A 24,488-nucleotide genomic window follows, 5' to 3' on the forward strand; every position below is an offset into this window, starting at 1 on the left:
TTTTTCTAAAATATTATACCATCGATTTACTATGGTCAACTCTCTTCCTCACCTTCATTTTTTTAACCGCGAGTTTTCCCTCCGGCAATATTTGTAGTGACTCCAGTTATATAGCTAGAACGGTCTGAAATATAGAATGCTACAAGGTCAGCTACTTCCCGTAGTTTACCACTTCGTCCCAAAGGAGTTGTTGAAGTTGAAGCATAACCAGCTCGAATATCTTCTACCGTCTTTCCACGGGTATAAGCAAGAGCTTCCTCATAAGAAAGAGTTCGAAGTCCCGTAGCTTCCATAATTCCTGGAGCAATTCCAACCACACGTACACCATGCTTACCCAGCTCTTTTGCCCATGAACGAGTGTAACTATAGACTGCTGCTTTTGTGGCAGCATAGGCACTTTGTCCTTCAGAACCTTCCAAGCCTGCTTCTGAAGCCATGTTCACAATTACACCTTTTCCATTTTTCACTAAAATACGTCCCACTGCCTGACTAACCAGATACAAACCTTTTTGATTAATCATCGTTACTTTTTCGAACGTCTCATCGTCCAATTCGTAAGGACCTTTAGGATTTTCTGCATCGATTAATAATCTAGGGATATTAATCCCTGCATTATTGACCACTGCATCAATATTGCCAAATCTTTCAACTATTTTGGCAACACCCTCTTCTACTTCAGAGCGAGAAGTTACATCAACTTTTACAAATAATAGATTTGGATGACGCAAATCGTTGTCGCTAAGATCGAAATTCGCTACGTTGACACCTAATTCCAGCAATTCTTCAACGATTGCCTTACCGATCCCAGATGACGCGCCAGTCACAAGAACTGTTTTGCCTTTTATGTTTAACCAATCATTCATTTTGATACCTCTCAAATTTTATTTACAAGGCAATTATACAGCGCTTTCATAAATGAATTAAGACACTCTTTTTTACACAGTTCAAAAAAATAATAAACTAATTAAGAGGCTTGTACTAAAAAATCCACAAGAAATGAACTTGTGGATCTCTTTTTATACTCTAAATGAACTCAAGGCATATAAGAATCAAAGGCGTGCATTCAACTCAGCACCCAGCTCTTCAAAGCCTGGTTTTCCAAGAAGGGCAAACATGTTTTTCTTATAAGCCTCAACTCCAGGCTGGTCAAATGGATTGATACCATTCAGGTAGCCAGAAAGAGCAATAGCCAACTCAAAGAAGTAAATAGTGTAGCCCAAAGTGAACTCATCTTGCTCAGGCAGTGTCACAAACATATTTGGAACTCCACCATCAGTGTGTGCTAACAGCACTCCATCTGTAGCTTTTTTATTGACAAAGTCAACATCTTTTCCTTGCAAGTAGCCAAGACCGTCCAAGTCTTCTGCCAATTCAGGAATCAGCACATTTTTGCGAGGTTTATCTACACGTACAACTGTTTCAAAGAGGATACGGGTACCTTCCTGGATAAATTGTCCCAGAGAGTGCAAGTCTGTTGAGAAGTTGGCTGAAGTTGGGTAAATCCCTTTTTGGTCTTTCCCTTCTGACTCACCAGCCAGTTGCTTCCACCACTCAGAGAAGTATTGTAGAGATGGTTCATAGTTAGCTAGAACTTCTGTCAGATAACCTTTACGGTACAAGATATTGCGTACAACTGCATATTGATATGCTTCATTTTCAGCCAACTTATCAGAAGCATAAGCCTTGCGAGCAGCATTTGCTCCTTCCATTAACTTGCTGATATCAGCCCCTGCAGCTGCGATTGGCAAGAGTCCCACTGCTGTCAATACTGTAAAACGACCACCTACACTATCAGGCACTACAAAAGTATCCCAGCCATTAGCATCTGCTTCAACCTTAACTGCACCTTTAGCGCGGTCTGTAGTTGCATAAATCCGTTTATTTGCTTCTTCCTGACCATACTTCTTAACCAAGAGTTCTTTGAAGACACGGAAAGCAATAGCAGGCTCTGTAGTCGTTCCTGACTTAGAAATAACGTTGACAGAGAAATCTTTGTCTGATACATAGTCTACCAAATCAGCCAAATAGCTTGAAGAAATAGAATTTCCAGCATAGAGGATTTGAGGTGCCTTGCGTTCTTCCTTGCTTTGTAGATTTACAAAAGAATTATTCAAGAAATCAATAGCTGCACGAGCTCCTAAATAGGAACCACCAATACCGATTACGATCAATACCTCACTATCAGATTGGATTTTAGCAGCAGCCTTTTGAATACGAGCAAATTCATCTTTGTCATATTCTTCAGGCAAGTTCAACCAGCCAGTCATTTCTGCCCCAGGACCTGTACCATTTCGCAGAGCAGAATCTGCAGCAGTCACTTGAGGCTGCATATAATCTAGTTCATGTGGTGCTACAAATTTATCTAACACCTTTGAGTAGTCAAATTTAATATGTGACATGTTTATCCTCCAATTGTTCTTTTCTTTTATGATAACGCTTTAAGAAAAAATAAGCAAGTGCTTTCGCTATTTTAAAACGTTTACATTTGTATTCTATACTATTTTTCTAAATAAGCTAACCTTAGGACATAACCGAGAGCAATCGTTTGTGTAAGTCAACAAATTTTAGGCCTATTTAGGCCTATTGAGAAGAACAATTTTGATTGACAAGAAAACAAATATGCTTCTTAAGATTGGATGTCAGCTGAATTCATTTCAGGTCCGTTCAAACTAGATTCGCTGCTCCAATATTCATCTGCACCTTTTAGGCTTGACTCATCAAGAGCAATAGAAAAAGAGCACACAGCTCACTTCGCTTAGGGCTGCTGGATTCCTCCCCTGACCCGCTTCACGCAGAACTGTTGCTCCGATAGGTATTATATCATAAATTGTGGATTTTGCAAAGGTCTGGTTTTTATTCTTGTGTTTCGGCCTTAGCTGCGAGCTTGGCTTGTTTTTTTCGTTCTCGACCTTGGCGGAAGAAGGTCTGCATGATGGCTGCACATTCTGCTTCCAAGATTCCTGTTTCCACTTCCACCCGGTGATTGAGGCGCTCATCTGTCAAAATGTCGTAGAGACTTCCTGCTCCGCCAAACTTCTGATTGGTCGCCCCGTAAATCACCTGGGGAATCCGAGCTAGACCAATGGCACCACTACACATGACACAGGGTTCAATGGTCACAAACAGAGTCGTATCCAGCAAACGCCAGCTCTCTTCATGCTGATTGGCTTCCTCGATCGCCATGATTTCCGCATGCATGACCGCCCGCTGCAGCTCCTCACGCGCATTATGTCCACGCCCGATAATCTGACCATCCTTGACCAAGACACAGCCAATCGGTATTTCATCATTGGCGAGGGCAATCTCCGCCTCCTTCAGGGCTTCCCTCATAAACATCGCTTTTTCCTCTATCGTGTAGTCCATCTCTTCCTTCTTCCTTTTAGTTTCTTTGTTCATTATACCATAGGCAGCTTACGACTCACAAAAAAAGCCGCCGATTGGGCGACTCTTATGGGAGATTATTATGAAAAAGTTTAGGAGGTTTAAACAAAGTTAGGAGGTCTTTGTTTATGCTTCTAGTATAGCTGGCCTATCTTAAATAAAGCTTAAGTTCTCTGAGTATTGATGATTTTGGAAATATCACCACTTAGAATCTCAAAAATATCTGACAAATTGCTGGCTTACTACTATCCGCTTTGTCGCAGAACCAACTATTGTGGCATCGCTCATCCTTTACGTAACTCAAGGATTTGGTCATAGCGCTCTTCTTCATCAATATGATGGGCTATTTCTAGTACCGTGATCGGCAAAGAAAAGATTAGGTCTCTAACCAGACGACTATTTTTTTCGTCCAAAGCTGATGTCACTTCGTCCGCTAATAAAATATCCTTCTCGCGTAAGAGAAAACGAGCCAACTCTAATCTGACACGCTGACCTCCTGAAATGTTTTCACCATTATTATGAATTTCTACATTCAAAATATCCTGAAATTCATCTATTAAGCCAACTCGGTCCAATACCTCCAATAATTCATGGTCCTGAAAAGGCTGACCAAAAGTTAGATTATAGCGGATAGTATCGTTAAACAGGAAGGGATGCTGGCTAATTAAACCGATATTCCCTTGGAAATGACTCGTTATTTGATTTCCATCATACTGAACGAAAATGTCACCCTCATCACATACTTCTTCTCCTAAAATCAAGCGAAAAAGAGTCGTCTTTCCAGACCCGCTCGGTCCTTTGATTAAGACCTTCTGACCTACTGAAATCGTCGCCGTCAAATCAGAAAAAAGCTGACGTTCAGCAAAACTTTTTGAAATATGATTTAAGCGCAACGATTCGAGATTTTCAACAAATTGATCCTTTGTCTCTTCGAAATCAGGTTCTTCCTCGATAATCTTAAACAGGCGGTTCGCAGTCGGCAAGGCACCTTGGAGATTGGCTGCACTGTACATCAGAGTTTGGATCGGTTCTACCAGCATCCCCGCAGCAACATACATAGAGATGAGGCTTGTAATAGAAATAGAATTTCCCTGTAAACTCAAATAAAAGCCTAAAGCAAGAGGAACAACCTGACTAAAAAAGACCATAAATCCATTAAAGAAAAAAATAATATTATGTGTGAAACAAAATCTTTGGATGGCTTTTTGATATTCTCCGTTTAAATCATTCACGCGCTCTTCATTCAGCCTCATGGCCTGATTAATCCGTAAGGTTTGGCTGCCTTGCATACTATCCGAGACAAGCCCATGTAATTTCGTTCTAAGCTTGGACCAGCTGTCTCCCGAATCTTGTAAACGACGATTCATGATGAACTGAGGAATAGGTCTCATAATCGTAAAAATGACAAAAATAAGTCCTAAGAGAAAATTTTGTGAAACAATATAAATGGCTGTAACAAGGGCGACAAATCCCCAACTCACCATAACATTTATATTTTCCAAATAATTATCGCCCACATATTCCATATCTTGAGTTAGCAGACTAACTTTTTCATCATTGGAAAATTTAGGATTCAATATGACTTTCTTAAATAAAAGGGCACGGACACTTTTGTTGATTTCTCTTCGGAATATATTGTGCGAATAGTTTGAAAACAGCATCAGACTATAAATAACAAGATAGACAGACAAACCAAATAAAACAAAATTGAGAATTTTTCCATAAGAAAGGCCGTCTTGATCTAACTTCAAGGCCTTCGTTAAAATCAGAGGTTGCGCCAACACCAAACCACTATTCACAATACGCCCTAAAAAAATAGGAAAAAGATACTTCTTATCAATGTACTTATAAATATTTCTCATAATTATCATCCATCAAAATAGAGGGCTAGCACAACCCTCTTCTCTAATTTATTTAAAATCGTGATTATTTACAATCACAATTATAGTTAAATACTCTAGGTTTAGCATTCATTTTGTCATCGAATTTGTTATTCACTTTAACCTTCACCGAAAATTACAATCTCCATGTGTCAAAATTGTTAGTTCCAATAATTCAGCATCTGTATCGCTTATTTTAGATAGATACTTTTCGACCTCATACTCACCCTCACTTAAATATTTATTTTTATCAAGATAAGCATGAAACTCTTTCCTAATCACATCATTGCTGTCGACTACTCTATTCAATTCATTCGTAAGAAAAAATGAATGATTGGTTTTAGTATTAAAATACAACGTACCATCATCAGTACTATATTTTAATATATATCGTGACAAATTCATATTATCACCTCTTAATCTGTGTGACTTAACCTACAGTAAGTATACACCGATAGAAATATTAAATAAAGCAATATTCAGCAGATTAGAAAAGTTCCAACTTTTAATATTTTGGAAAAGGTTATCCTATAAAAGCTGCAATTTCGCCAACTTCTTGAGCAATATAGGTGGCGCCGGCTTCTTCCAATTCTTCCCTGCTTCCAAAGCCATAAAGGACACCGATAGAATCAAACTTTTGCGCTTGAGCGCCAAGCACATCGTGCTCCCTGTCTCCAATCATGATGGTATGCGCCAAATCTGTAATCCCATTTTGCTCCAAGGCATACTGGATAACATCGCTTTTTTTACTACGTTTTCTATCCATGGTCGCACCAGCGACAAAGTCAAAATAATCATACAAACCAAAGTGTTTGAGAATTTGAATGGAAAATTCTTCAGGCTTTGACGTAGCTACAATCAACTGTTTGCCAGCCTGCTTGAGAGAAGCCAGCAAGTCAGGAACGCCTAGATAGACCTCATTTTCATAAAGGCCTTTTTCGGAAAAATACTCATGATAGTAGTCAATGGCCTTTAAACATTCTTCCTTAGAAAATCCATAAAAGCGCTCAAAAGACTCCTGCAAGGGCGGACCGATGAAAACTCTCAATGCTTTCTTGTCTGGCACTTGAATCCCATATTTTCCTAAGGCATAGGCCACCGAGTTGGTAATCCCTAGTTCTGAATTGGTCAAGGTGCCGTCTAGGTCAAATAAAATCGTTTGATACATTTTTTCCTCTTTCTGCTTTCAAAAAGAGGCTGGGACAAAAGTCCTAGCCTCTCAATTGTCTTTGGATTGTCGAGCAAGACGCAGTGGTTGAGTGGGCTCTACTACGCTGATTTCATCAGCTTTTACAGCCCTACTCAACTGTGCGGAGGTGGGACGATGAAATCGAATTCTAACGAATGACCGATTTCTGTCCCACTCTCTTATCTTCATTTGCTTATAAACTAGACCACACACTTTCAAGGATATTGGTTTGGTCACGATCTGGTCCGACTGAGAAGGTTGAAATGCGCACACCAACTAATTCACCGACACGGCGGACATAGTTGCGGGCATTTTCTGGAAGCTCATCCAAGTGGCGGACACCGGTGATGTCTTCTGACCAGCCTGGTAATTCTTCATAGATTGGTTTGCAACGTTTGAGTTGCTCCAAGCTTGCTGGGTAGTGGTTGATGCGTTCCCCATCCAAGTCGTAGGCTACACAGATTTTCACTGTATCCAAGCCGGACAGAACGTCGATCGAGTTCAAGCTAAGGTTGGTAATTCCTGACACGCGGCGGCTATGGCGCATGACAACTGAGTCAAACCAACCAACACGACGAGGACGACCGGTTGTTGTCCCATACTCATGCCCCACTTCACGGATCCGGTCCCCCACTTCATCAAAGAGTTCTGTAGGGAATGGTCCGTCACCGACACGGCTGGTATAGGCTTTACATACACCGACAACCTTGTCGATCTTGCTTGGGCCGACACCTGATCCGATGGTCACCCCACCAGCAACTGGGTTTGATGAAGTAACAAATGGATAAGTTCCTTGGTCGATATCCAACATAACCCCTTGGGCTCCTTCAAAGAGCACGCGCTTGCCGTTATCCAAAGCATCGTTCAAGATGACAGAAGTATCGGTTACATATTGTTTGATTTGTTGACCATATTCATAGTATTCTTCGAAGATATCGTCAAAGGAAAGAGCCTCTGCTTCATAGAGTTTGGTAAATTGACGGTTCTTTTCTTCCAAGTTGATGCGCAGGCGTTCTGCAAAGACGTCGCGGTCCAAAAGATCCGCGATCCGGATTCCCACACGCGCAGCCTTGTCCATGTAAGCTGGTCCAATCCCTTTGATGGTCGTTCCGATTTTGTTGTCCCCTTTTGACTCTTCTTGGAGACGGTCCAATTCGATATGGTAAGGGAGGATGACATGGGCGCGGTCTGAAATGCGCAAACTGTCTGTTGTCACACCTTCTTCATGAAGATAAGCCAACTCTTTGACCAATGATTTAGGATTGATCACAACCCCATTCCCAATGACAGAAATCTTTTCAGGGAAGAAGATACCTGAAGGAATCAAGTGCAACTTGAATTTTTTGCCGTCGATCACGATGGTGTGACCGGCATTGTCCCCACCTTGGTAGCGAGCAATGACTTCTGCATTGGCTGATAGGAAGTCTGTAATCTTCCCTTTTCCTTCATCTCCCCACTGGGTTCCTACAACAACTACTGATGTCATATCTTTGTCTGAGCTATATAGCTCGTCCTTTCTTGAAAAGCAGGCAGGAATCTCACCTGCGATTATGTTTTATACCTCATTATATGAAAAATTTGACAATTTTTCAAGGAGGGTTCATCATTTCATTTGTTTTTTCTCTTATGTAGACGAATTACATTTTTACAAAATATGTATTTTCTGAATTTTAGTACTTAATTTAAAATAAAAGTTCGGAATTTTTGTAAAATCGTAGCGGAAATTTGCTTTCTTTTTCCGTTTGTAATAGACTAAAATAACTACCATAGGACGGTGAAACGATGACGATTAATCAATTACTGCAGAAACTGGATACATCAAGCCCTATTCTCCAAGCGACCTTTGGTCTGGAGAGGGAAAATCTGCGAGTGACAACTGATGGACACTTAGCTCAAACTGCTCATCCGAGTCAGCTTGGTTCCCGCAATTTCCACCCGACCATCCAAACAGACTTCAGCGAACAACAACTGGAACTAATTACACCTATTGCTCACTCTACTAAGGAAGCGCGGCGCTTACTGGGAGCTATCAGCGATGTGGCAGGCCGCTCAATTGACCAGAGTGAATGCCTGTGGCCTCTGTCCATGCCACCGCAGCTGACTGAAGAAGATATTATCATCGCCCGTCTGGAAAACGAATACGAACGCCACTACCGAGAGGGTTTAGCGAAAAAATATGGCAAAAAACTACAGGCCATCTCTGGCATCCACTACAACATGGAGCTAGGGAAAGATCTGGTCGCTGCTCTCTTTCAAGTCAGCTCCTATCATTTACTCAAGGACTTTAAAAATGACCTCTATCTCAAACTGGCTCGAAACTTTCTGCGTTTCCGATGGCTCTTAACCTATCTCTACGGTGCTGCTCCTCTGGCAGAAGCCGGCTTCTACAGTCAGGAATACCCGCAGCCTATCCGCTCTTTTCGCAACAGCGACTATGGCTATGTCAATGACGAGAATATTCAGGTGTCCTACACTTCTTTGGAGCAATATGTAACCGATATTGAAAACTACGTTCAGTCTGGCGAGCTCAGTGCTGAAAAAGAATTTTACTCAGCCGTTCGCTTCCGTGGACAGAAGCACAATCGCGCCTATCTGGAGCAGGGTATCACCTATCTGGAATTCCGCTGCTTCGATCTCAATCCTTTTGACCATTTGGGCATTAGCCAAGAGACCTTAGATACTGTCCATCTCTTTTTACTGGGCCTGCTCTGGCTAGATGATGTAGAAAATGTTGATGCAGTATTAAAAGCTGCCCATGATTTGAACCAGAAAATTGCTTGTAGCCACCCGCTGACTGCCCTGCCAGATGAGGCAGACAGCTCAGCCCTTCTCCAAGCCATGGAAGAGCTCATCCAGCATTTTGAACTGCCAACTTACTATCAAACTTTGCTGGACCAGATGAGAGAGGCTCTCTTACATCCTCAGCTGACACTGTCAGGACAGCTCCTGCCCCATATCCAGCAAGATTCCTTAACAGCTTTTGGTCTAGAAAAAGCAGAAGAATACCACCGCTATGCCTGGACTGCTCCTTATGCCCTCAAAGGCTACGAAAATATGGAACTGTCCACCCAGATGCTACTCTTTGATGCTATTCAAAAGGGGCTAAATGTCGAAATTTTAGATGAAAAGGACCAATTTCTCAAGCTTTGGCATGGTAGTCATGTAGAATATGTCAAGAACGGCAATATGACCTCCAAGGATAACTATGTCATCCCTTTGGCCATGGCCAATAAAACAGTCACCAAAAAGATTTTGGCAGCAGCTGACTTTCCCGTTCCGGCTGGAGCAGAATTTTCTTCTCTAGAAGAGGGACTGGCCTACTACCCTTTGATTAAGAACCGAGAAATTGTTGTCAAACCCAAGTCAACTAACTTCGGACTGGGCATCTCTATCTTCCAAGAGCCAGCTAGCCTGGAAGCTTATCACAAGGCTCTGGAGATTGCTTTTTCAGAAGATGTCGCCGTCTTAGTGGAGGAATTTATCGCTGGAACGGAGTACCGCTTCTTTGTCTTAGACGGACAATGCCAAGCAGTCCTCTTGCGAGTGGCGGCCAATGTCGTCGGAGACGGTCAGCATACCGTGAGAGAATTGATTGCCATCAAAAATGACAATCCTCTGCGGGGCCGAGATCATCGTTCACCGCTTGAAATCATTGAACTGGGGGACATTGAACTGCTCATGCTGGACCAGCAAGGCTATGGACCAGATGATATCCTGCCTGCTGGAGTCAAGGTTGACTTGCGGCGCAATTCCAACATTTCTACTGGCGGAGACTCGATTGATGTCACAGACAGCATGCACCCATCTTATAAGGAACTCGCTGCGGACATGGCAAAGGCTATGGGAGCCTGGGCCTGTGGCGTTGATCTCATCATCCCTGACAGCTCTGCTATTTCCACAAAGGAAAATCCCAACTGTACCTGCATCGAGCTCAACTTCAATCCTTCTATGTATATGCACACCTATTGTGCTGAGGGGCCGGGACAAAGCATTACTCCGAAAATACTAGCTAAACTTTTCCCAGAAATGGACCTATAAAGTAAGAAAACGCAGAAGATGTCTCTGCGTTTTTGTTTTGTAACCGAGGTAGAGTTTTAGATGATAACCTAAAAAGATTAAGCATGGTCCTCCTACAAGTTTAAAATAGCAAGTCATTTGCTGTAAAATCATCCTCTAACAAGCAAATTTCAAACCTCTCCTGCATATAGCAGAGGAAATCTTCCCTTTTTCCCAAAAAGAATCATAGGCCGCGAATACAAGGCTAGTATCATCTGAACAAGTTCCAGCCAGTTACTGTTGGCTTCCATAGCCCACCATCTCAATCGCTTTAAAACTGCCTCGGGTTAAAAATTCATACGGAACCCCTAATGCATCAGCTACCGCCAAACCATAGACTGCCGCTTTCAAAGATTGGTTCATGCTAGCCTCCTTTGTTTTATTATACTATTTTTGGTCTTAAAATTCTTCCTAACCCCAAAAAACAAGCGCAGGCCTGCGCCTGTTTTTCTATTTTGTGTTAAAATAAAAGGTATGGACAAAATTATCAAAACTATCTCAGAAAGTGGCTCTTTCCGTGCCTTTGTACTAGACAGTACAGAGACCGTGCGAGCAGCCCAAGAATACCATCAGACACAAGCAAGTTCAACAGTGGCCCTTGGGCGCACCCTGATCGCTAGTCAAATTCTCGCAGCCAACGAAAAAGGGGACACCAAGATTACGGTGAAAATCCTAGGTACTAGCTCACTTGGTGCTATTATCACTGTTGCAGATACTCAAGGAAACGTCAAAGGCTACGTTCAAAATCCTGGTGTGGATATCAAGAAAACAGCGACTGGTGAAGTCGTGGTCGGACCATTCGTCGGAAATGGGGAATTCTTAGTGATTACCGACTATGGTACAGGCAATCCTTACCACTCCATGACACCTCTGGTCACTGGCGAAATCGGTGAAGACCTGGCTTATTATTTGACCGAAAGCCAACAAACGCCATCTGCGGTGGGGCTCAATGTGCTTTTAGACGAAAACGACAAAGTCAAGGTCGCTGGTGGTTTCTTGGTACAGGTCTTGCCAAATGCCAAGGAAGAAGAAATTGCCCGCTTTGAAAAACGTATCCAAGAAATGCCGGCCATTTCTACCCTTTTAGCGTCTGACGACCATATTGAAGCCCTTCTTGCTGCCATCTATGGCGAAGAGCCATACAAACGTCTCTCTGAAGAAGAACTTCGTTTCCAATGCGACTGTAGCAAGGAACGTTTCATGGATGCCTTGGCTAGCTTACCAGCCAAAGACCTTCAAGAAATGAAGGACGAAGACCAGGGAGCGGAAATTGTTTGCCAATTCTGTCAGACAGCTTATCACTTTGACGAAAACGACTTGGAGGAACTCATTCGTGACAAATCTTAATACACCTTTTATGATTGGGAACGTCGAGATCCCAAACCGGACGGTCTTAGCACCTATGGCCGGTGTGACCAACTCCGCTTTCCGGACGATTGCTAAGGAACTGGGAGCAGGGCTTGTAGTCATGGAAATGGTCTCTGATAAAGGAATCCAATACAATAACGAAAAGACCCTGCATATGCTCCATATCGATGAAGGAGAAAATCCTGTATCGATCCAACTTTTCGGGAGCGACGAAGATAGCCTAGCACGCGCAGCAGAATTTATCCAAGAAAATACCAAGACCGATATCGTGGATATCAACATGGGCTGCCCAGTGAATAAAATCGTGAAAAACGAGGCGGGTGCTATGTGGCTCAAGGACCCTGATAAGATCTACTCCATTATCAACAAGGTCCAATCCGTCCTTGATATCCCTCTCACTGTCAAAATGCGGACAGGTTGGTCAGATCCTTCCCTAGCAGTGGAGAATGCCCTCGCAGCTGAAGCTGCAGGTGTCTCTGCCCTGGCTATGCACGGACGGACCCGGGAACAAATGTACACTGGTCACGCTGACCTTGAGACCCTTCACAAGGTTGCGCAAGCTCTGACCAAGATTCCATTTATTGCAAATGGAGACATCCGGACAGTTCAAGACGCCAAACAACGCATCGAAGAAGTTGGTGCTGATGCGGTCATGATTGGCCGTGCCGCTATGGGCAATCCTTACCTCTTCAACCAAATCAATCACTACTTTGAAACAGGAGAAATCCTGCCTGATTTGACCTTCGAAGACAAGATGAAGATTGCTTATGAGCACTTGAAGCGCTTGATCAATCTCAAAGGCGAGCACATTGCCGTCCGCGAATTCCGTGGCTTAGCCCCTCACTACCTCCGTGGTACCTCAGGTGCTGCCAAACTACGCGGAGCAATCTCGCAGGCTAGCACCCTAGCAGAGATTGAAGAACTTCTTCAATTAGAAAAAGCTTAATGACAAAGAGGCTAGGACAAAAGTCCTAGCCTCTTAATTGTCTTTGGATTGTCGAGCAAGACGCAGTGGTTGAGTGGGCTCTACTACGCTGATTTCATCAGCTTTTACAGCCCTACTCAACTGTGCGGAGGTGGGACGACGAAATCGAATTCTTACGAATGACCGATTTCTGTCCCACTCTCTTGTATGTTATTGGTCCTTTTGGCCTTCGCTTTCTTTCCAGCGATAGGTCTTGCGTGGTTTTTTCTTAGGTACCCGCTTGACTCCTACTTCTTCCACATAGGAACCGTAGGTGACAAGGAAATTATTGGTCAAAATTTCTTTATCTGGATGGATCAGGTTCACCAACTCCGTCGCCTCGTATACGGTGAAAGGTTCTTCTAGGAGATGGAGGAAGGTTGGATTCCAAGCCAAACGCCCTTGGATCCGCTTGATGGATTCTTGGACAATCTCATAGTGGTCAAAGGCAAAATCTTCAGCCGTCAAGACACGGCCATCTAGGGAACACTCCCCTTGTTTGAAGTCCACATCGAGGAAAAGAACCTCTTTGGCATCATCCCCAGCTCGGACCAAATTGACGGCCTCCGCAGGCAAGTAGACCAGGTGGGCAATGGTGATGACCCAGCCCCGTGGATCCCGTCCAGGAGTCGAAACGGTCATTAACTGCTCGACTTTTTGAGGGGTCAACTCTAGTCCAACTTCTTCCTGGACCTCACGGATACAAGCCTGAATAGCATCTTCATGCTTTTGCAAGAATCCTCCAACCAAGGCTACCCGATGCTGACAAGGATGCGTTTTGCGGCGAATCACCAAGAGTTTCAAGCGCCCCTCCACAAAGCAGTAGGCCACCATATCAGCAGTTACGCTCGGATTTTCATAGGTAGGGTGATCCTGTTCCTTATACCAACGGAGAAATTCTTCCTCGCTGACGACCCTTTCGTAGTATTCCTTTTCGTTCATTCCTTCCGGAATGCTTGTTGCTGTCATTTAAGCAACCTCCTTTTTCACTGCTTTACTCCACTGATACCAACCGACAAGACTGTTAAGGGTATAGACCCAGTACATGCCTTGAATATGGATGCTCTTTCCCCACCAGAGGTAAATACTGAAGAGGTTGGTCGCAATCCAGAAAATCCATTGTTCGCGATAGAGACCAGTCATCAGAAGCTGTCCGACACCATTGGTCGCATCTGTTATACTATCACGGAAAGGCCGAGCACTGTGGATGCTTTTATAGGCGTAGCCCATCCCGATCCAAATCAGAGCTGTTAGGGCCAAGTACTTGATCCATTCCATTAGGTTTAATTTCTTGGCCTCAAAATGAGATTCTTCCGCTTCCCCCTGATCATTGATCCGATTCGACAACCAGACATAGAGACCAATTGGCTGCATCACGAAGAAATACAGAGTCGTCAGAACTTCTCCATAGAAGTTTTTGTTCAAGGCTAGGATGAGATAAATCGCTGAGTTTACTGCTCCAAAGAGATAGTTACTAGCCCTACCCTCTGCTACTAGTATAACACAAACTATTCCTGTCCAGGATGCAAAGAGCCCCAACCAATCATGACTCGCTTCCTGATTGGTAAATTCTAAGATAAAGGGCACGCTGGACAAAGCAAGCAAATAGAGCCATTGTGTCAATGTGCGGCCAGCGAACAGGTCTTTCCAAAGGAGTTTCATAATGCCTACAAAGCCACGTTTGCCCGCTTCTCGATGGACATTTTTTAAATGTTCCCCAAATGTTTGAATTTTTTCTTGTAATCGTTTCATGTTGCTTCTCCTTTAATCAGCTTGATAAATCGTATCGATGACACGTTTCGCTTCTTCATAATTCCCCAAGTAGTCTTGCCCGAGATAGGCTGTAGGGATATCCGAGAGGTATTGATGCCGGAGTTGATCCAGGTGATTTGAAAAACTGTTGCGAATGTCATCATCTGCCATGGTCATATCACGGAAACCATCATTAACATAGGAGCCAATAGGTTGGACAAATAAGATCAAATCCCACTTTTCCTTAGCTAAGATGCTGACAAAGAGATTGTCAAAGGTATCCGTCATGCCGGTCTCTTGGCCTTCTACTTCCATATAGTAGTCGTAATAACCCTTGGTCACCAGAGAATTCGTATCCGCAATGACTAAGCCACGATTGGCACTACTGTCGATTAATTTTGAGGTTTGATCGTATTGTCCGAGTAGGAGATAATAGTAATCTTTTGGGGTTAGTTCATCATCCCGTACATTATTTCTAATTTGGTACTCCCGAGCATATTCCAAGCTCACTGGCGCATCATAGAAACGGGCCAAGTCCTTTGCCAAAGTCGTCTTCCCATTACTAGCACTACCCATAATGAGAACCTTTTTCGTAAACTGACGACGGAAGGGTTGGGCAATGTATTTCCAATACTTGCTCGGGTTCTCTCTGATGAGGGTTCCTGAGATGCCGAACTGACGCTCCTGCAGGCGGGCTTCAAAGCCTCGCGCTTCAAGTTCTTCTTGGTAAGCCTTCTCTCCAACAAAGAAGATCAGTTCTTCTCTCTCTGCATGATATTGAATGGTTTCTAAGGCTGTTTTCAACCAAGGCTCCCATCCCAAAGGATAGCGGGGAAGATCTGTCTCGTCAAGTTTATATATTTGAGTGAGTTCATCATTTGAAAAACCTTCTCGGATATAGCGAAAACGTTTCTGCAAAGGAAGACCAACTTCTTCTCCACGGTCACCTTTGTACCCAGAAACAATTACACGAACGCGGTCACATTGGCGCTTTGCCCGTTGAATTAAATCAATATGCCCTTGATGAAGGGGGGCAAATGTTCCAAAAACCACTGCCACTTTTTCTTTCATCTTACTGGCTCCTTTTTATTATTATTTCAAAACATGCTTTGCTTATACTTTTATTATAAACTATAATTAGCCAGTGTCAATACTTTTTTATAAAAAAATATATTTTTATAAAATAAAAATTAAAAAGATCCAACTCTGTATGTTATTATACAGAATTGAACCTCTGATTTCAATCATTTTTTTATATTTCTTAGTGGCGAGTCATTATTCCCGAACCAAGGCGTGCGCATGTCCATTTTCAGCCACTTGAACACTTGCCACTTGGCCATCTTGACCGACGACTATATCCAAACTAGCTGTAGATCCATCTTGAGTGGAAATCAAGCCAGCATGATAATGACCATGATCCAAGTTGTATTCATAGCTTCCAATCGTATAGCCCACTGCGTCGCCACCTGGAGTTTGAATGGACACTTGACCTCCTTGCCCAATTGTTACGCCGGTATCGCGACCATCGGTCCAACTACCTGCTACTGTAGAATAATCCCTTGAGGCATAAGCTAACACACCTTTATAGCGTGGGTTCTCTGTCTTAGAGGCTTGCTCTTTAGCACTCGTGCGACCTTCCTCCAAGCTAGGTAGTTTTGCTTTTTCAGGTGCTGGTGTCACTGCTGGATGCGTTTCTTTGGAAGGAGTTGGGGCCAGGCCTTGACTGACTTCTGGAACTCTTGGTGTCACCGGAGTTGACGGACTTTCTTGGCTCGCTTGTGTCTCGCTCGATGCGATGGTAGGAGATGCTGCCACCTCTGCACTTTGTTGGCTTTGTGTGGTTTTGCTTGTAGCCTTTTTCTCTTCTTTTTTACTAGTAGAACTTTGTTTTACTTGCGCAATTTTATTAGTTGAAGATGGACTGGTTTCCTTTTTCTTTTCTGATCCACAGCCGCTTAAGAGAAGAGTAGCTGTTAGAGCAAGGGTGGATAGACTAAATAAGGTTCCTTTCATTCTCATGGCAATACCTCTCTTTTGTAACATTTATCTATAGGGAAGTCAAGAGGATTTCCAATTCTTATAAAAAATTGAAACTAGTATCAAAAAAAGAGTGAACCCGTGGAGTCCTAGTCCAAGCATTCACTCTTTTTCTTATTGATAGACTTCTTGATAAAATTCGATAGTGTCTCCATCTTGGACAGTGGTCTCTGCTGCCCCTTTTGGTGCCATCTCTCCATTGATCTTGTACATCCAATAGAGCCCCTTGCTTTCGTCTTGGGCTACTCCATCGATCGAGGTGATGAGGCCACCCTTCTCCTCAATTTTGTAGTTGGCTTTAAGGACTTCCATCAGGTTGGCTTTTTCTGCAACCTTTAAGGTCTTGCTCTGAGCCTCTTGCCCTTCAGGTGCGATACTTACCGTAATGGTTATTTCTTTTTCTTTGGCTACTTGTGAGCTAGAAGCTGAGTTTTTCGTAGTCGATGGTGTGCCTTGTCCGCAGCTAACCAAGACAAGAGCCGCTAAGACAGTAAAAAAGCTATAAAGTGTTTTTTTCATGATACAATCTCCTAAATATGACATAAAGTAAAGGATAAAAACAAGCGGTGGAAAGGGCGTGGGCTAGGTTAAAGCTAAAGCCATTTACCAGAGCATAGGTCCACCAAGGCATGTGATAAAGAACAGCATAAAGACTGTCAATCAACATCCCGTAGAGAAAAGATAAGATGCCGACCACTAGGGTTTGGACTTCCAGAGACAAGTGGCGGTAAAGCCCTCGCCAAAGAGTCAAGAGGAGGGCAAAGACAAGAATCTGAGCGACTACCACTGGGCTCATCCCCAAGAGAAAAGCCGAGGTGAACATGGTGACCGCCATCACCAAACAGGCGAATGGCCAGTCTTCAAATAATACCAATAAAAAGAAAATGGCACTAATGGGTTGGACATTGGGTAGAAAGGCAAAAGCTTGTCGCAGCACCACACAGAGTGCTGCTAGGAGGGTGATTCGGGTCAAGCGTTTGAGAGGCACTACATATCCTCCTAGTCAATCGTGAAGTTAAGCTGACCAGACTTGACACCTACCTTGAGGGTTTGACCTTCTGCAACTTCTCCTCTCAAGAGGATTTCTGCCAAATAGTCTTCCACCTGGGTCTGGATGGTCCGACGCAAAGGACGCGCTCCCATCTCTGGATCATATCCGTGAGTTGCCAGCCATTTAAGGGCAGACGCCTGGAATTTCAGAGTAATGCCCTTCTCTGCTAGGGATTGAACCAAGGGTTTCACCATAATCTTGACAATCTCGTGCATTTGGTCACTGGTCAGGCTATGGAAGACGACCTTTTCATCAATCCGGTTAATGAACTCCGGTCGATAGGTCTTCTTCAACTCTTCGAAGATGCGTTTTTCCATATTGGCTTGGTCAAAGCGAATATCCTTGGCTCCAAAACCGACTGTCTTATCATCTCGTAAAGCAGTAGCTCCCAAGTTTGACGTCATGATAATAATGGTATTGGAGAAATCTACCTTGCGTCCCTTGCTGTCGGTCAAGACACCGTCATCCAAGACCTGCAAGAGAACGTTAAAGATATCTGGATGGGCTTTTTCCACCTCATCAAACAAGAGGACTGAATAAGGTTTGTTGCGGACTTTTTCCGTCAACTCACCACCTTCTTCATAACCAACGTAACCCGGAGGAGCTCCGTTGAGACGACTAGCCGCAAATTTCTCCATGTATTCACTCATATCAAAGCGAATCAAAGCGGACTCGTCATCAAAGAGAACCTCAGCAAGCGCCTTGGCTAGCTCGGTTTTCCCGACTCCTGTCGGACCGAGGAAGAGGAAGGAACCGATTGGTCGCTTGTGAGACCGGATTCCAGACTGATTGCGGCGAATCGCTCGGCTGATACTTGAGACGGCCTGATCCTGACCGATCACGCGCTTATGAAGTTCCGCTTCTAATTCCAGGTATTTCTTAGCCGCTGTTTGGGTGAGTTTCTCCACAGGAATGCCAGAAAGCTGACTGAGCGTCTTCAGGATGTCCTCTTCCTTGACTTCTAGCTGGTAGCCTTTTGGACTGGCGTCTTCTTTTAGTAACTGAGCAACTTTTTTCCACTGTCCCTTGAGCAAGGCCTGATCGGCAGCTGTCAAATCGGACTGAAGACCTGCTTGAGGCCCCTTGTTTTGCACAGTCGCTGCCGCCTCATCCAAAAGATCAATGGCTGAGTCTGGCAAGAGGCGACTGGTCAAATAACGATGGGCATAGACAACGGCTGTCTCAATGGCTGCATCCGTAATATGGACACGGTGGTGACGCTCATATGTCTTCTTGAGCCCTTGCAAAATAGCGATGCTATCCGCAACAGACGGTTGCTCAATCAAAACCTTGGCAAAACGGCGTGACAGAGCGGCGTCTTTTTCGATATGTTTTTGGTATTCTTCTTGCGTAGTCGCTCCTACGGTCCGTAAGGTCCCGCGAGCCAAGGCAGGCTTCAAAATATTGGCCGCATCCAAGGTGGAGTCAATCCCTGATCCAGATCCCATAATGGTATGGAGCTCATCAATGAAGAGAATGACGTGGCCATCTTCTTCAATATCATTGATGATGTTGTTCATCCGCTCTTCAAAATCTCCACGGAAACGAGTCCCTGCGACAACATTCATCAAGTCCAACTCTAAGACACGCATCTTAGCAAGTTCAGTTGGGACATCTCCACTGGCAATCCGTTGAGCCAAGCCCAAAGCCAGAGCAGTCTTTCCGACACCGGCATCTCCAACGAGGACTGGATTGTTTTTTGTTTTGCGGCTCAAAATCTGAATCATCCGCGAGATCTCTTGACCCCGGCCAATCACCGGTTCCAAACTGCCATTGCGAGCCATTTCTGTCAGATCTCGGGTATAATCTTCCAAACCACCACTAGTAGAGGCCGGCATGCCCATCATATTTCCCATGGTTTGACGATTTGGTTGCTGGGACCGATAGAGAGAACGGATAGCCTTGACAGCTTCCTTGTCCCAACCTGCTCGTTGTTCCAAACTCTTACGAAGTTCGACGATTTTAATGCCATCTTCCTGATCATCATAGCGGAAGCCAACATACTCCAATACTTGAGAAGCTAAGGTTCCCCGCTCTAGTAAGAGCGCCAAGAGGACATGCTCTGTTCCAAGACTTTTGGCATGGACTGCCTGGGCAATCTCTTGGGAACGGTTCATGATTTCTTCTACACGGAAAGAAAAAGGAAATACCTCATAGCGACCATCCCGTTGGTAGACTTGGCCCGTGATGTGCTCAGCTGCATCTTGAAAATCATCAATCTGCATAGGATAGTCACTTAAGACGGAACCAGCTACACTATAGGGGTTATTTGCTAGGGCCACTAGGATATGCCAGGTATCTAGGGTTTGGGAATCAAAATGACCCGCCAAGATTTGAGCGGCTTCAATCGTTTCTAATAGGGCTTTTGAATAGTTCATAAGGAGATTACATTCCCTTTCTATCGACTTGTTGGATAATTTTTCGTAGGATATTGGCTCGTAAGCGATGGGCTTCACTTCCCAGAACCTCGTCTGTTGTCATCACTGACAAGAGCTCTGCTTCTCTCTTTGTAAGGAGTTTTTCTTCAAATAGCATCTGGAGGATATCACAGAATACAGTCTGACTGATCTGTTCTCCAATGCTTGCGCCAAGCTCTGTTAGCATCTGGTGTTGGTCTGAAAATTGAATCTTGCCAATCCGGATATACCCTCCACCTCCACGCTTGCTTTCTACGATGTAGCCTCGACTTTCGGTGAAGCGGGTCTTGATTACATAATTGATTTGACTAGGAACAACTTGGAAAACATCTGCTAATTCGCTTCTCTTGAGCTCTGCGATTCCTGCTTGAGCCAGTAGCGACTTGATATAGGCCTCGATGCTATCTGATGTATTTTTACTTGCCATGATGCTCCTTTCTGATGGTTTCATTCTAGATGGACTCTCTGCTCTTCAGAGGATAAAAAATGGTCTCATCATCCATGATGTCATTATTGACCTTATCTGACTATTATACAATTTTTACGCCTGTAAATAAAGCAAAGACTACGTCCAGATGGAATCTGAATCCCCCTTACTGGTAGCCAGAAGAAACAAAAAAGAGGCTAGCGATTGCTAACCTCTTATAGAAGGTGCCTTAGGATTTCCGACGAGCGAATTTTACTCTTCCGCCTAAGAAACCTAAGCCGAAAAGTCCCATCCAGGCTAAGAAACTTGCCTTCTCTGATCCTGTCTGTGGCAGTTTTTCTTCCGATTGTAGAGAAGGACTTTCAACCTCTTCTACTACTGGATGCTCGGCAGTCAAGACAGAAGTTACTTCTGGAGTCGTCTCTTTCAGAAGAACCGGAGTTTCTTTCTCTTTTTTATCATCTACTGTTGAATGATGTGCATGCACTTGCAAGTCTTTACTTGGAGTTACAGGTGTTATTGGAGTCGGTAGATCAGGTGTCACAGGATGTTTTTCTACCACTCCTGTTCCGACTTCTGTAATCTGGTCCTGGGCTTCCACTTCGACAAAGGCATCGACTTCTGTCCGAATTTCTTTACCTTCTTCTTGTCGAACCTCAATCAATTTCAATCGGCGTCCGACCTTCCCTGCTTGAAGGATCCGGCTTTCGCCCTTGGCCAAGTCCTTGTTCTCACGTGTTTGACTCTCAAATGGAATCTCCTCCGCTTCGATGAGAAGTTCTGGTTTTTCAAGAATCAAATCCCGAACACCTTCTTCTGGTCGTGTCTGCGTCAGCGGTTCATAATTGTGAGCATCTCCTAAGATGGTTTCAAGGGCTTCCACTTGATTAGCTGCAGCAACCAAATCTGGTCGCTCTTGATTCAACAACTGAGTCAATTCCGTCAATTGCTCTTGAACAGTTGATTTGAGATTTGCTTTCAAGCGATCGAGAGAAGTAGCCTTGATTTTTTCTACTCCTTCTTTGATAACCTGTTGGAGCTCTTCTTGACTAAGCAACTGACTATCTTTTCCTGATAGGATAAAGCGGTCTACCTGAATGGCTCTAGATGACTGAGGATCATTGAGAGATGGATCCAAGTGCAGACGTAATTGGTGGTAGCCTTTTGCTAGACCTTGCAGATTGACCAAACTCTGGTCCAGTTTGCGTTGATCTCCATAGCCACTGAAGTAATGGTCGCCTTCAATCTCATAGTCATGACCACGCCCTTCTTCAAAGGCCATTTCTTTTCCATCTAGGGTGACGCTGTAGAGACCATGGCTTGGATCAACCACTCCTCGAACTTCCACACCAGTTCCCTTGAAGGTGATGGTCACATCAATGTGTTTCTTTCCTTCTTCATCGGTTACTTGGTTGAAGCTAGACCAAGATTCCGTTCCATTTGAGAAGTCTCGATTGTCCGTCTCATGATTCCAGCCTTGACTGTAGTGCAGTTTTGGATCTTGATCATCCACTTCTTTGCGATTTTCTGGAAGTAGGTCCTCGTTCATCACTTGGACTGTCAGTTCTGGAATAAAGCCGACCAGGCTGCCTTGATCCGGATGCAACAATTTGGCCTTAAAGTCATAGACATCGGTCGCTTTTCCTGCAAAATCAAGGGTTGGGACTTGGACTGTTTTTTCTGTCTCTCCATCTGCGAACTCAAGGGTGACATTGGTATCTTTGTAGACCTTGCCATGAACCCCTGTTCCTGGTTCTGTGATTAACTTAAGACTGGCACTTCCTTTAGAGCCACCTTTTCTTTTGACGACGATTTGCGCTGGCTCTCCTTTTTTAACAGCTAAGGTTGGCTGAGCAAACTCAAAGAGGCCTTTTTCTTGGTTATTGAGGGCATAAATCCCTTCCGTTGCGATAGCATCTCCCTTGCTATTGACCAAGGTCAAGGTATGGGAACCTGCTTTCAAATCTGGTGTTTCATAAACCTTTTGGCTGCGTTTGCGAGTTGGACTTTGGGTATTGACCGTCGCTAGTTTTTGCCCATCTACATAGACATCCATCTTCCCATGACCTGGGTCTACAGTTGCGACCACATAGGCCTTGGTCCCTTCGAATTGATAGGTTGCAGAAGCTCCCGCTTCCTTGGTCCACATCGAGGTGCCTCGAATGCCTTCTCCCTCTTCATTCCATTGGCTATTGGCCCGATCAGCTGTTCGATCGGAATGATAGGTCAAACCAAGCGGATAGCCATCGGTTTCTTCGATGCTGGCTGGTGTCTTATAGACAGAGACACCATTCAAGATTGGAGTGGCTTGGGCATCAGTAATTGACACTCGGAGGTAGCGACTATCAACTGGTTGCCCTTTGATCAAACGGCGATATCCAACGGTTGACCCAGCCCCAAAAGGAACCCATTGGCCATTCACCGCTACATCGATGGTGAAACCGGAAATCCGTTGGCCTTTTTCGATGGTTTCTTTGAGCTCTACCACATCAAAATGTTGCTCTTTTCCAAGATCGAGGACAAAAGAGCCGGTCTTGGCATCATCGGCAGGGGCCCAACTGGTCTTTTCATCGCCATCTGTCAAATGGCTGGCTGCGTAATGCGAATTGCGCCGTGTCGAGTCAGCTTCTACCAAAGCGCCCGCCGCATAGTCCACGCTGTAGAGTTGATCCAAAGTCTGGCGGAATTCTTTCAAACGGGCCACATCGGCATCCGCAAATTTTCCATCTTGATTGGGTGGAATATTGAGCAAGAGTGGCGTTCCACGACCGACAGATTTGAAGTAAATGTCCATCAATTCACGCAGGGACTTAGGCTCTTGATTGTCATGGTAGAACCAGCCAGAGCGAATGGAAACATCCGCTTCTCCAACTGAGTATTGTTTCCCTTCTGGATCTCCATGGTTGAGATAGCTATTGGATGGATTGTTGCGAATCTTATCCGGATTGACCTTATGCCAAACTGGATCTCCAGCAATTCCCTTTTCATTTCCTATCCAGCGAACATTGGTGGGCTCAGCTGAGAAGATAGCAATATCCCCTTGGGCTTTACGGATGGCGTCAAACCACTTATCGAAGGTATAGGTTACTTTTTGAGCCCCATCGCCACGCGCTCCATCCATCCAGACTTCAACAAATTTGCCTTTGTTTCCATATTTAGGATTTTCAAGGATTTCTTTGAGCTGGTTGAGATAGTATTCGTTGTATTGGTCCTCTGTATCCACATGGTAGAGCGGGCTGTGAGCATCCCAAGGGGAGAGGTAGACCCCCATATCCATGTCATACTTGCTAGCAGAAGCCGAAACTTCGGCTAGGATATCGCCTTTTCCTTCCTTCCAACCACTTTTGGCAATGGTATGGTCGGTGTATTTAGAAGGGTACAAGAGGAAACCATCGTGGTGCTTGACGACCATGATGGTCCGTTTGAAGCCAGCGTCTTTCAGGGTTTTGATCCACTGATCGGTATCCAGATGCTCTGGATAGAAATAATAAGGATCTTCTTGCCCATCTCCCCACTCACGATCGTAGTAGGTGTTCATCCCAAAGTGGATAAAGGCTGCCAGTTCTTCGCGATGGTATTGCATTTGGGCCTTGCTAGGAAGCGGTCCGTAATCTGCAATTTCAGGCTCCTCATCTGCAGAAGCTACTGGTTGGGTTGCTTCTGTCCCTTGGCTGACTGCTCGGTTTTCTTTCTCACTCGTTACGGGTGAGGAATGTTCTGATTCTTCTTGGTGGTCTTTCACAGTTTTTCCCTCCTCCCCTTGATGCTCGACATCACTTGTGTCGACTCGTTCTTCACGAGTCTCACTCCTCTCAGCTTGTTCCTCTGCATAACTGGTAGTGACTCCTAAAAAACAAGTCGCTACGACTACAGAGCAAACCCCTACTGATAGTTTGCGGATGCCAAATCGATTTCTCTTATCAAATAATCTTTTTCCCATATTCCATTCCTTTATGTCATCAGGTA

18 protein-coding genes, 1 other RNA gene and 1 pseudogene are annotated in these 24,488 nt (G+C 44.3%); 3 read left to right on the plus strand and 17 right to left on the minus strand.

Translation table 11 applies throughout. The features are described from left to right. Positions 1 to 62: 62 nt before the first annotated feature. From DW738_RS07130 to DW738_RS07165, 7 genes are all read right to left on the minus strand, one after another. Complete coding sequence (locus DW738_RS07130) at positions 63 to 863, minus strand: SDR family oxidoreductase (protein WP_001000837.1); 801 nt, start codon at positions 861 to 863, stop codon at positions 63 to 65. Positions 864 to 1,049: 186 nt separating this feature from the next. Next, complete coding sequence (locus DW738_RS07135) at positions 1,050 to 2,399, minus strand: glucose-6-phosphate isomerase (RefSeq protein ID WP_008808173.1); 1,350 nt, start codon at positions 2,397 to 2,399, stop codon at positions 1,050 to 1,052. 327 nt (positions 2,400 to 2,726) lie between these two features. Next, positions 2,727 to 2,812: signal recognition particle sRNA small type (gene ffs / locus DW738_RS07140), an RNA gene on the minus strand. Positions 2,813 to 2,853: 41 nt separating this feature from the next. Further along, a complete protein-coding gene (tadA, locus tag DW738_RS07145) occupies positions 2,854 to 3,363 on the minus strand; it encodes a tRNA adenosine(34) deaminase TadA (RefSeq protein WP_195327022.1) in 510 nt (169 codons plus the stop codon). Positions 3,364 to 3,665: 302 nt separating this feature from the next. After that, positions 3,666 to 5,243, minus strand: a complete 1,578-nt coding sequence (locus DW738_RS07150; RefSeq protein WP_003016812.1) for an ABC transporter ATP-binding protein — start codon at positions 5,241 to 5,243, stop codon at positions 3,666 to 3,668. Positions 5,244 to 5,784: 541 nt separating this feature from the next. After that, positions 5,785 to 6,429, minus strand: a complete 645-nt coding sequence (locus DW738_RS07160) for an HAD family hydrolase (RefSeq protein ID WP_031575622.1) — start codon at positions 6,427 to 6,429, stop codon at positions 5,785 to 5,787. A gap of 214 nt (positions 6,430 to 6,643) precedes the next feature. Further along, entirely contained in the window at positions 6,644 to 7,936 is a 1,293-nt protein-coding gene (locus DW738_RS07165; RefSeq protein ID WP_123160685.1) for an adenylosuccinate synthase, read from the minus strand. Positions 7,937 to 8,232: 296 nt separating this feature from the next. Between DW738_RS07165 and gshAB the strand changes: the two genes are divergently transcribed. Beyond that, positions 8,233 to 10,488 (plus strand): bifunctional glutamate--cysteine ligase GshA/glutathione synthetase GshB, encoded by a 2,256-nt coding sequence (gene gshAB, locus DW738_RS07170; RefSeq protein WP_023024633.1) that lies wholly within the window; start codon positions 8,233 to 8,235, stop codon positions 10,486 to 10,488. Positions 10,489 to 10,636: 148 nt separating this feature from the next. Here gshAB and DW738_RS07175 read toward each other — a convergent pair. Beyond that, positions 10,637 to 10,869 (minus strand): annotated as a pseudogene (locus DW738_RS07175) (ADP-ribosylglycohydrolase family protein); the annotation flags it as partial. A gap of 111 nt (positions 10,870 to 10,980) precedes the next feature. Between DW738_RS07175 and hslO the strand changes: the two are divergent. Next, positions 10,981 to 11,853, plus strand: coding sequence for an Hsp33 family molecular chaperone HslO (hslO, locus tag DW738_RS07180; protein ID WP_279387287.1), 873 nt, complete (start codon positions 10,981 to 10,983; stop codon positions 11,851 to 11,853). Beyond that, complete coding sequence (dusB, locus tag DW738_RS07185) at positions 11,840 to 12,820, plus strand: tRNA dihydrouridine synthase DusB (RefSeq protein ID WP_006595451.1); 981 nt, start codon at positions 11,840 to 11,842, stop codon at positions 12,818 to 12,820. The genes hslO and dusB overlap by 14 nt, the downstream gene beginning before the upstream one ends. Before the next feature lie 189 nt (positions 12,821 to 13,009). On the opposite strand, the gene DW738_RS07190 is transcribed toward dusB, so the two are convergent. The 9 genes from DW738_RS07190 to DW738_RS07230 form a co-directional block, all read right to left on the minus strand. Next, positions 13,010 to 13,807: an NUDIX domain-containing protein gene (locus DW738_RS07190; protein ID WP_023027350.1), complete on the minus strand. Its 798-nt coding sequence runs from the start codon at positions 13,805 to 13,807 to the stop codon at positions 13,010 to 13,012. Next, positions 13,808 to 14,590 (minus strand): nicotinamide riboside transporter PnuC, encoded by a 783-nt coding sequence (gene pnuC / locus DW738_RS07195; protein WP_023024637.1) that lies wholly within the window; start codon positions 14,588 to 14,590, stop codon positions 13,808 to 13,810. Between the two features lie 12 nt (positions 14,591 to 14,602). Then, positions 14,603 to 15,661 carry an AAA family ATPase gene (locus DW738_RS07200; RefSeq protein WP_123160687.1) on the minus strand — a complete coding sequence of 353 codons (1,059 nt, stop codon included), beginning with the start codon at positions 15,659 to 15,661 and terminating at the stop codon, positions 14,603 to 14,605. A 204-nt stretch (positions 15,662 to 15,865) separates the two neighbouring features. Then, positions 15,866 to 16,609: a hypothetical protein gene (locus DW738_RS07205; protein ID WP_243634257.1), complete on the minus strand. Its 744-nt coding sequence runs from the start codon at positions 16,607 to 16,609 to the stop codon at positions 15,866 to 15,868. Between the two features lie 132 nt (positions 16,610 to 16,741). Continuing rightward, positions 16,742 to 17,146 carry a DUF4430 domain-containing protein gene (locus tag DW738_RS07210; RefSeq protein ID WP_123160689.1) on the minus strand — a complete coding sequence of 135 codons (405 nt, stop codon included), beginning with the start codon at positions 17,144 to 17,146 and terminating at the stop codon, positions 16,742 to 16,744. Then, positions 17,127 to 17,615 carry an ECF transporter S component gene (locus DW738_RS07215; protein ID WP_123160690.1) on the minus strand — a complete coding sequence of 163 codons (489 nt, stop codon included), beginning with the start codon at positions 17,613 to 17,615 and terminating at the stop codon, positions 17,127 to 17,129. The genes DW738_RS07210 and DW738_RS07215 overlap by 20 nt, the downstream gene beginning before the upstream one ends. Before the next feature lie 11 nt (positions 17,616 to 17,626). Continuing rightward, the gene (locus tag DW738_RS07220; protein WP_123160691.1) at positions 17,627 to 20,056 is read right to left on the minus strand and encodes an ATP-dependent Clp protease ATP-binding subunit; all 2,430 of its coding nucleotides are present in this window, start codon (positions 20,054 to 20,056) and stop codon (positions 17,627 to 17,629) included. A 7-nt stretch (positions 20,057 to 20,063) separates the two neighbouring features. Further along, positions 20,064 to 20,522 carry a CtsR family transcriptional regulator gene (locus DW738_RS07225; protein WP_123160692.1) on the minus strand — a complete coding sequence of 153 codons (459 nt, stop codon included), beginning with the start codon at positions 20,520 to 20,522 and terminating at the stop codon, positions 20,064 to 20,066. A gap of 229 nt (positions 20,523 to 20,751) precedes the next feature. After that, complete coding sequence (locus DW738_RS07230) at positions 20,752 to 24,462, minus strand: alpha-L-fucosidase (RefSeq protein WP_123160693.1); 3,711 nt, start codon at positions 24,460 to 24,462, stop codon at positions 20,752 to 20,754. Between the last annotated feature and the right edge of the window lie 26 nt (positions 24,463 to 24,488).

Origin of the sequence: Streptococcus sp. AM28-20 (assembly GCF_003603595.1) — a bacterium.
Lineage (GTDB): Bacteria > Bacillota > Bacilli > Lactobacillales > Streptococcaceae > Streptococcus > Streptococcus ilei.